An 8,472-nucleotide genomic window follows, 5' to 3' on the forward strand; every position below is an offset into this window, starting at 1 on the left:
TGGTCGGAGTGAGAGGATTCGAACCTCCGACCCCCTGCTCCCGAAGCAGGTGCGCTACCAGGCTGCGCTACGCTCCGACCGTAGGACGGGTAGGTAGCGCGGCGACGGTCCGATTGCAAGCCCTCTTTAACGGCGCAATGGCCACAATCTTTGCAGCACTGTTGATTTCGGCGCAGTGATTGTCTCGGCGCGCAGACGTGCAGTGGTGGCGGGGCGATTGGCCGAAACTCCGCGGCTTTCACGCCAGACAATATAGATTCCCGATCCTATGATCACACTGGCCCCGATCATCGTGGACGAATCCGGTGCCTCACCGAACAGGAACCATCCGTAGGCTGTGGCCCAAAGGATCTGCGAATATTGCATGGGCGCCACAATGGCCGCTTCGCCGGCGCGATAGGCCATGATGACCAAAAAGCCTCCCAGCAGTCCCAAACCCGCAATGATGCCGGTCATAGCCAGATGGTGCAACGCCATTGGCTGATAGGCGAGGGACAAGGCCGCACCCGTGGCAAAGAAGTTGCCCAGCATCGGCCACATGATCAGAACCATGGGCCGCTCTCGGCGGCCCAGCCGGCGGATGATAAGCGCGCCCATCGCACTGGCCACGGCACCCGCCATTGCAGCCGCATGACCCCACTGCAGATCCTGCCCGCCCGGCCGCAACACGATCAGCACACCCGACAGCCCGACGACCACTGCAGCCCAGCGGTGCAGGCCCACCCGTTCCCCCAGCATGGGGATGGACAAGATGGTGATCAGCAGCGGCGTTGTGAAAAGAATGGCATAAACCTGCGTCAGAGGCAGGTTCGAGAAGGCGTAGAAGCCAGCCATTCCCGCCACCACCGCGCAAAACATCCGCAGGATGACCCAAGCCATGTTGGTCGGCCGCAGCGTTCCGGGTTGCGGATCGCGCATCAGCACGATCGAAACCAGCGGAAAGGACAGCAGCGAGGCAAAGAACAGGATCTGCAGCGCCGGATAGGTCGCGCCCAGCGTCTTGATCACGACGTCATGCGTCGCATAAAGGCCCATTGCCGCCAACTGCAGCAGGGCCCCCCTGACATTGCCGGGCAGCGCCAATCAGGCCTCCGACAGGGCAGCGATGATCCGGTCACCCATTTCTGCGGTGCTGACAGGGGTACCGCCCTCGGGACCCATCAGATCGGCAGTCCGGACTCCGTGGGCCAGCACGCGCTCGACCGCGGCCTCCAGCGCATCGGCCGCCTGCGCTTCACCGAAGGAATAGCGCAGCGCCATCGCAAAGCTCAGGATGCAGGCGATGGGGTTGGCCTTACCCTGCCCGGCGATGTCGGGGGCCGAACCATGAACGGGCTCATACAATGCCTTGGGGCGCCCGTTTTCCATCGGCGCACCAAGACTGGCCGAGGGCAGCATGCCAAGCGAACCTGTCAGCATGGCCGCTGCGTCGGACAGGATGTCGCCAAACAGGTTGTCCGTCACGATCACGTCGAACTGGCGAGGCGCACGCACCAACTGCATCGCGCCGTTGTCGGCATACATGTGCGACAGTTCCACATCCGGGTATTCGTTGTCATGGACCCACTGCACCTCTTCGCGCCACAGGACGCCCGACTCCATGACATTGGCCTTTTCCATCGAGCAGACCCTGTTGCCGCGCTTCTGCGCCAGCTCAAAGGCGGAACGGGCCACGCGCCGGATCTCTCCGCTGGTATAACGCTGGGTGTTGATGCCGACGCGCCCCCCTTCGTTGTGGGGGTTGTTGTCGTCGGAATGGATGCCGCGCGGCTCGCCGAAATAAACGCCGCTGGTCAGTTCGCGCACGATCAGGATGTCCAGCCCGGCCACGACCTCGCGCTTGAGGCTGCTGAAGTCGGCCAATGCGTCAAAGCACTGTGCCGGGCGCAGGTTGGCGAACAGGTCCATCTCCTTGCGCAGGCGCAGGAGACCGCGCTCGGGCTTCAGGCTGAAATCGAGCGCATCGTATTTCGGACCACCGACGGCGCCCAGCAGAACGGCGTCCACCGTTTGCGCCTTGGCCATCGTTTCGTCCGCCAGGGGCACGCCGTGCTGGTCGAATGCGGCACCGCCGACAAGGTCATGGGTGACGTCAAAGGTCATGCCGCGGTTCGTCTGGAACCAGTCGATGACCTTGACGACTTCGGCCATGACTTCGGGGCCGATCCCGTCGCCGGGCAGGATGAGAAGCGAATAGCGGTCGGACATGATCCCTCCTTCAGGCGCGGCAATGGGGCAAGGTGCGGCGCGTCTTCGGGTTAGACGCGGCCTGCCTCGGGGTCAAGCACAGGACCCAGTCGCATGCTCACGGCAGTTTGCCTTGCGCCTTGCCTGCGCGCGACCCAGACTGTGGCCCGACTGATGGATGAGGCAAGCGATGAAAAGCTGGAATGTCATGATGATCGCACTGGCCGCTGCAGGAACGCTGCTGGCGCCCGCAGGCTGGGCTCAGACCGCGCCGGATCAGGCCACCGACGGCGTGCCGGGTGACCGGCTTGTCGTGCCACTGCCTGATGTGTCGACCCTGTCCGAGGCCGAGGCGCAGGATCTGACGCGCGAGCTGGCGCAGATGAACGTGATCACCTCCAACTGCCCCGCATACGAAGTCAGCGACCCGGAATGGCAGTTGATCAACGGTACAACCGATGCACTGACCCAACGACTGGGCATCGATCCCGTCGCCTATGACCGCGAGTATTTCCGCCCCGCCTTCAGCCTGCTGGACGACCCGTCCAATTGCGACCGGCTGGGTCCGCAGGCCCGTGAACTGATCACCCGCCTGGAAGAGATGGGCGGCAGCGCACAGGCCGTGACGCCCACGGTCGCCGCCCCGGCCCCCCAAGCGGAAACGCCGGGAACTGCTCCCGCGGAGGATGCACCCGCTCAGTAGGTGTCCCTCCGGCCCAGGGCGGCATGACCGGTCCCGTTCCTCCCTTTGCACGTCTTGCAGCTTTCGTGTCGTTGGCCCAGCGTGCCCGGGGGAACGGAGGATCACATGCCGCGATTTTCGGCCGGACTTGTCAGCCTGGTGCTGGGCTATGTGCTCAGTCAGTTTTATCGTGCCTTTCTGGCCGTTCTGTCACCCGTGCTGGAAAGCCAGCTTGGTGCCAGTCCGGGCGATCTTGCCTTGTCTTCGGGTCTTTGGTTCATCGGATTTGCCATAATGCAGATGCCCGTGGGTGCGGCCCTTGACCGGCACGGTCCGCGCCGCACGGTGGCCTGGCTGCTGGCATTGGGCGGAGGGGGAGGAGCGGTGGTCTTTGCAATGGCCTCGGCGCCCTGGCACCTGCACGTCGCCATGACCCTTCTCGGTATCGGCTGCTCGCCTGCGCTGATGGGGCCTTACTATATCTTTGCACGCGAATACCCACCCGCGGCCTTTGGCACCTTGGCCGGGGTTCTGGTGGGCTTTGGCTCGCTGGGCAATATACTTGGGGCCTCTCCCCTGGTCTGGGTGATCCAGTCTGCCGGGTGGAGGCCGACGCTCTGGGGTTTGGCCGCCGTGACGCTGCTCGTGGCCTGGCTTGTCCTTTCGCAGGTTCGCGACCCTGCACGGCTGGGCCATGATCATCCCCAAGGCTCTGTGGGCCAGATCCTGCGCCTGCGCACGCTTTGGTTCATACTGCCGCTGTTTGCTGTCAACTATGCGGTAACGGCAGCGATCCGCGGACTGTGGGCCGCCCCGTGGCTGGAACAGGTTCACGGCGCAGATGCGACACAGATCGGGCAGGTGACGCTGGCCATGGGGCTGGCCATGGTCACGGGCAGCTTTGCCGTGGGTCCGGCCGCCCGGATGATGGGCGGCCCGCGTCGCGCCGTCATGGTCTTTTCCGGCATGATGATCACCGTCCTGTCGATCATGTGGCTGCAGCCCGCCCTGCCCTTGGGGATCATCACGCTGCTTCTGGTGATCCTGGGCTTTTTCGGTTCGGCCTATCCGCTGCTGATGGCGCATGGCCGGTCATTTCTGCCACCTCATCTGGTGGGGCGGGGGGTGACGTTTCTGAACATGTTCTCGATCGGCGGGGTGGGCATCATGCAGTTCGCCTCGCGTCCCGTCTATGGCGCAGCCGAGGCGGCCTACCCTCCGGCCCAAGCCTTCGCTATGCTGTGGCTGTTCTTCCTGGTCCCGCTGGTGGTCGGGTTCCTGCTGTACTTCCTGACGCCCGAGGCCCGCCATGACTGAAGCGCCGCTTGTGGTCGCTCCCAACCTGAAACGCCGCCTGTCCGGAGTGACGGCGACGGTGGTGCGCCTGATCCCGGTCCAGGCGCGCCTGATTGCCATTGCAACCACCGGTCCGGGCCTGCCGCCCGATCTGCCCCATATCCCGCTGACCCGTGCAGCCACCCTGCCCCGCGACCGCTGGCGCGTCTGGCACGCCCGACGCAACACCGAAATGGCCTTGGGCCTGATCCTGCGCCGTTTGCTGCGCCGCAAGTACCGCCTGCTGTTCACGTCGGCGGCCCAGCGCAAGCATACGGGCTTTACACGCTGGCTGATCCGTCAGCAGGACGCGCTGGTTGCAACCTCGCCCCAGGCAGCCGGCTATCTGGAACGTCCCGCCACAGTCATCCTGCACGGTGTCGATACACAGATCTTTCGACCCGCTCCAGACCGCAAGGCGCTGCGGCAAACGTTAGGCCTTGATCCGGATGCCCTGCTGATCGGCTGCTTTGGCCGCATCCGGGCGCAAAAGGGGGTCGATCTGCTGGTGCAGGCGGGGCTTGACCTGCTGCCCGCGCGTCCACGGGCGCAGATCATCTTTACGGGCCGCATCACCTCCGACAACCGCGCCTTTGCCGACGCGTTGCAGGACCGCGTCCGGGCTGCGGGGCTGCAGGACCGCATCCGTTTTCTGGGCGAACTGCCCTGGGATCAGGTGGTGCGCCATTATCAGGCGCTTGACCTGTTCGCCGCCCCGGCCCGGTGGGAAGGGTTCGGCCTGACCCCGCTGGAGGCAATGGCCTGCGCCGTGCCCACCGTCGCTGCCCGCGTCGGCGCCTATGAAACCCTGATCCGCGACGGAGAAACCGGCACCCTGGTGGCGCGCGAGGACGGACCCGCATTGACGGCGGCCCTTGCGCGCTGGCTGGACGACGACAGCGGCCGTGCCGCCGCAGGGCATGCCGCCCGGACCCATGTCATCCGCAACCACGCCATCGAGAGCGAGGCGCGCGCCCTGGTGGCGGTTTACAACGATCTTCTGGCCCGTCCATGATCCCGCGCCTCGTCCCGCCCCGCCTCGCATTTGCCACTGCCCGCCTGATGCGGGCCGAGGATCCGCTGGCGCGTTTGTCCATTCCGCAGACAGACCTGCTTGCAGCCCTGAAAGGACGCCATGTGGCGCTGGTCGGCAATGCCCGCGCCTTGGCCGAACAGGATCACGGGGGTCGTATCGATGCCGCCGATCTGGTGATCCGCATCAATCGCGCACCCATGCCGCAGGCGCGCAGCCATGGCACCCGAACCGACTGGCTGGCCCTGGCCACGCGGCTGGGTGACGTGGATCGCGCGCGGCTGGCACCTGCGCGCATCCTGTGGATGTCCCCCAAGCGCAAGCGGCTGGATTGGCAGACTGCAAGCAGCCCCGGCTTTTATCTGCACCCCCTGACGGATTACGAGACACTGAAGGGGCGTCTGGCCGCGCTGCCCACCACGGGCGCCATGATGATCGACCTGGCGCTGCGCGCCGGACTGGCGACACTGACGCTTTATGGCTTTGACTTCTTCGCCAGCCTCAGCCTGTCCGGACGGCGGGCGGCAGCCGACGTGCCTCATGACTTCGCGGCCGAGGGGGCCTGGGTCCAGGACCTGTTGCGTCATGACCACCGTCTGAAATTGGTTAACGGATCGGTCTTGTAGCTTCTGCACCATCTGCAATCCTGTCGGTCTTCCCTTTCCGGGGACAAGAACAGGCAGGGACATCAGATGACCGTCACGATCAGGGCCTTGTTGGCCACCTCGGCGCTGCTTTGCGCCACCCCTCTCCAGGCGCAGGACTTCGGCGCCTATGGCCATGACACGATGCACGACCTGGCGCTCGGATTTGCGGGCCGGTACACTGGCAGCACCGTTTTTCCCCGCGCGGCAGACTATGTGGCCGGACGCTTGTCGTTTGGCGGCTCCACCGTCGCGCGTCAGGGCTTTGCCTCGACCCGCGGTCCATCGCAGAACCTGCTTGTCTCCATGCCCGGCACCAGCGACCGCGTCATCGTCGTCGGCGCCCATTTCGACAGCGCAGGCACCTTGCCCGACCTGCAGGGCGTGGACGACAATGCCTCGGGCACGGGCGTTCTGACGGAACTGGCTGCCCACATGTCGGGGCTGGACACCGAAACCGGCCTGGTCTTCGCCGCCTTCGGTGCAGAAGAGATCGGCTTGCAAGGTAGCCGCCATTACATCGAATCTCTGGATGCCCGCCAGCGCGCCAATCTGGCCGACATGATCAACATCGACAGCCTGATCACGGGCGATTTCATGTACGGGCATGCAGGCTCCAACTATCTGGACAACCCCGCGCTGTTGTCGTTCTGGTCGCGTGCACATGCGATCGCCGAGGAATTGGGCATCGACCTGCGCAGCAACCCCGGCCTGAACCCGGACCACCCGATCCTGACCGGCTGCTGTTCGGATGCCGAACCCTTCGAAGCGCTCGACATCCCGATCCTGTGGCTGGAGGCGACGAACTGGCAGATCGGCGACCTGGATGGCTATACCCAGACCGACAATCCGGACATCCCCGGCGGCTCGACATGGCATGATCCGACCGAAGACAATTGGGAATTCCTGTTGGCGGCCTTGGGCCCCGAACGGTTCGAACAGCGCATGCGCGACTATGCCCGCCTTCTGACCCGTCTTCTGGTCGAGGAAACGGATGCCGACCTGATCGCCTCTGCCCGCAGTGCGGGCCTCACGGGCGCGCAGATGGCCGACCTGACCCGGCGCCAGCAGCGCGACCTGTCGGAGCTGACGATGCGTGCGACACGCGATCGCCTTGTGGTGCCGGGTGACATCGGTGCGATCACTGCAGATGTATCGGTGCAAGGGCTGGCCCGCCCCGAGGGCAGCTGGACCTTGGGACAGGACCGCGGCGGCGCGCTGATGGCGCGCGTGGGCGCGGCCTGGCAGATAGCCCCCGCCCTCAGCCTGGGCGGCCAACTGGCTTATGCCCGCACGGGCGAGGATCTGGACCGCGGCGGCGATCTGTCTTCGACAGGGTTGCAGGCCTCGCTGGACGCGGCATGGCAGCAGCAGTCGGACTGGGCCGTGGCGGCGATCAGCTATGGTCGTGCGGACTTGTCAGGCGACCGTTCATTCCGCCTGATGTCGGGCTTGGGCGCCGTCATTTTGGACGAAACCTTTGAACTCGACACCCGTGGCCGCACACTGGGGGCGCGGGTCGAGGCGGGCCGCGACCTGCAGACCGCGACGGGGCTGACCTATGGACCGGTTCTGGGCCTCGACTATGCCCGCACTCGCGTCTCGGGGGTCACCGAACAAGGAACGGGCCGCACCGCCATCCGCTATGACGGCCAGGATTTCGAAAGCCTGGAGGTGCAACTGGGCGGCCGCGTGGCGCAGGCGGTGCAAGTGGCGGGCCGCGAAATCGGCCTGTCGGCGCGTGCCTCATGGGTCAGGGAACTGGCCGACGGCGCGCCCGGCGCACTGACAGTCATCGACAGCGAGGGCACGGCGCGCCGTGTGTCGCTGGCGGGCCAGGACCGCTCGTTCGGGCGGGTGGGCCTGTCGGCACAGATGGCACTGTCGTCCGAAGCCTCGGGTTGGGTCACGCTGGACACCCGCATCGGCCATGATGCTGGGGCCCAGACCACCTTGGGTGCGGGCGTCGGCCTGCGCTTCTGATGGTGGCAGGTGCGCGTGCTCCTCAGGGGCGCGCGCAACCTTTTCTCCTCCTGCCCAGGGCTGACAGCACTTTTGAACAGGGTACAGCGGGGGCCAAGACCCTTTCATTGCGTGACCGTTTGCGTTAAACGCCCCCCACCGCAGGAAAAGGAGTCCCCCCGAAATGGGTTACAAAGTCGTCGTCGCCGGCGCCACGGGCAATGTGGGCCGCGAAATTCTGAACATCCTGGCCGAGCGCCAGTTCCCGGTGGACGAGATTGCCGTTCTGGCATCGCGTCGCAGCCAGGGGACCGAGGTCAGCTTTGGCGACAAGACCCTGAAGGTCAAGGACATCGAGCAGTTCGATTTCACGGGCTGGGACATCGCGCTGTTTGCCATCGGCTCGGACGCGACCAAGATCCACGCCCCACGTGCGGCCAAGGCCGGCTGCGTCGTGATCGACAACTCGTCGCTCTACCGCTACGACCCGCAGATCCCGCTGATCGTTCCCGAAGTGAACCCCGAGGCGATCCACGACTACAAGAACAAGATGATCATCGCCAACCCCAACTGCTCGACCGCGCAGATGGTGGTGGCGCTGAAGCCGCTGCATGACCGCGCCCGCATCA

The 8,472-nt window shown here is 65.4% G+C and carries 8 protein-coding genes and 1 tRNA gene; 6 read left to right on the plus strand and 3 right to left on the minus strand.

Features of this window, described 5'->3' with window-relative positions; genetic code table 11:
* The 3 genes from ACLHHB_RS05005 to leuB form a co-directional block, all read right to left on the minus strand.
* Window positions 1-77 (minus strand) — tRNA-Pro (locus tag ACLHHB_RS05005).
* A 49-nt stretch (window positions 78-126) separates the two neighbouring features.
* The gene (locus ACLHHB_RS05010) at window positions 127-1,077 is read right to left on the minus strand and encodes a DMT family transporter (RefSeq protein WP_410217195.1); all 951 of its coding nucleotides are present in this window, start codon (window positions 1,075-1,077) and stop codon (window positions 127-129) included.
* Between the two features lie 6 nt (window positions 1,078-1,083).
* A complete protein-coding gene (leuB, locus tag ACLHHB_RS05015; protein WP_410217188.1) occupies window positions 1,084-2,208 on the minus strand; it encodes a 3-isopropylmalate dehydrogenase in 1,125 nt (374 codons plus the stop codon).
* A 169-nt stretch (window positions 2,209-2,377) separates the two neighbouring features.
* On the opposite strand from leuB, the gene ACLHHB_RS05020 reads away from it, so the two are divergent.
* From ACLHHB_RS05020 to ACLHHB_RS05045, 6 genes are all read left to right on the plus strand, one after another.
* A complete protein-coding gene (locus tag ACLHHB_RS05020) occupies window positions 2,378-2,890 on the plus strand; it encodes a hypothetical protein (protein ID WP_410217189.1) in 513 nt (170 codons plus the stop codon).
* A gap of 105 nt (window positions 2,891-2,995) precedes the next feature.
* Complete coding sequence (locus tag ACLHHB_RS05025) at window positions 2,996-4,186, plus strand: MFS transporter (RefSeq protein WP_410217190.1); 1,191 nt, start codon at window positions 2,996-2,998, stop codon at window positions 4,184-4,186.
* On the plus strand, window positions 4,179-5,219 hold the full coding sequence (locus ACLHHB_RS05030; RefSeq protein ID WP_410217191.1) for a glycosyltransferase family 4 protein: 1,041 nt from the start codon (window positions 4,179-4,181) through the stop codon (window positions 5,217-5,219). Before ACLHHB_RS05025 ends, ACLHHB_RS05030 begins: the two co-directional genes overlap by 8 nt.
* The gene (locus ACLHHB_RS05035; protein WP_410217192.1) at window positions 5,216-5,863 is read left to right on the plus strand and encodes a glycosyltransferase family 29 protein; all 648 of its coding nucleotides are present in this window, start codon (window positions 5,216-5,218) and stop codon (window positions 5,861-5,863) included. The genes ACLHHB_RS05030 and ACLHHB_RS05035 overlap by 4 nt, the downstream gene beginning before the upstream one ends.
* 66 nt (window positions 5,864-5,929) lie before the next feature.
* On the plus strand, window positions 5,930-7,864 hold the full coding sequence (locus ACLHHB_RS05040) for an autotransporter domain-containing protein (RefSeq protein ID WP_410217193.1): 1,935 nt from the start codon (window positions 5,930-5,932) through the stop codon (window positions 7,862-7,864).
* A gap of 163 nt (window positions 7,865-8,027) precedes the next feature.
* Window positions 8,028-8,472, plus strand: a 445-nt coding sequence (locus tag ACLHHB_RS05045) for an aspartate-semialdehyde dehydrogenase (RefSeq protein ID WP_410217194.1), incomplete at its 3' end; no start/stop codon positions are given.

It is taken from the genome of Paracoccus sp. (in: a-proteobacteria) (genome assembly GCF_046462195.1).
Taxonomy (GTDB): domain Bacteria; phylum Pseudomonadota; class Alphaproteobacteria; order Rhodobacterales; family Rhodobacteraceae; genus Paracoccus.